Here is a 217-nt window from a genome sequence, read left to right as displayed (position 1 = left end):
CAATGGCCTGCTCAACGTGGTGACGAGTTTCTATCTCGCTTTCCGCCTGGCTCTGCGCGCACGCGGCATCGGCCTGCAGGACCGCAGGCTGTTGCGCACGGCGCTGCGCAGCCGCCTGCGACGCAACCTGCTGAGCTTCGTCTGGCCGATGCCGCGTGCGCGCAGAGCCAGGCGGAAAGCGAGATAGAAACTCGTCACCACGTTGAGCAGGCCATTG

Annotated in this window: 2 pseudogenes; one reads left to right on the top strand and one right to left on the bottom strand. The window is 65.4% G+C overall.

Features of this window, described 5'->3' with window-relative positions:
• Positions 1-16 precede the first annotated feature (16 nt).
• Positions 17-88, top strand: a pseudogene (locus THIARS_RS19065) (hypothetical protein); the annotation flags it as partial.
• 56 nt (positions 89-144) lie between these two features.
• Here THIARS_RS19065 and THIARS_RS19060 read toward each other — a convergent pair.
• Positions 145-198, bottom strand: a pseudogene (locus THIARS_RS19060) (hypothetical protein); the annotation flags it as partial.
• Between the last annotated feature and the right edge of the window lie 19 nt (positions 199-217).

It is taken from the genome of Thiomonas delicata (assembly GCF_900088825.1).
In the GTDB taxonomy this organism is placed as follows: Bacteria; Pseudomonadota; Gammaproteobacteria; order Burkholderiales; family Burkholderiaceae_C; genus Thiomonas_A; species Thiomonas_A delicata.
Note: the sequence above shows the minus strand (reverse complement) of the source record. Positions and strands in the feature narration are given on the sequence as shown.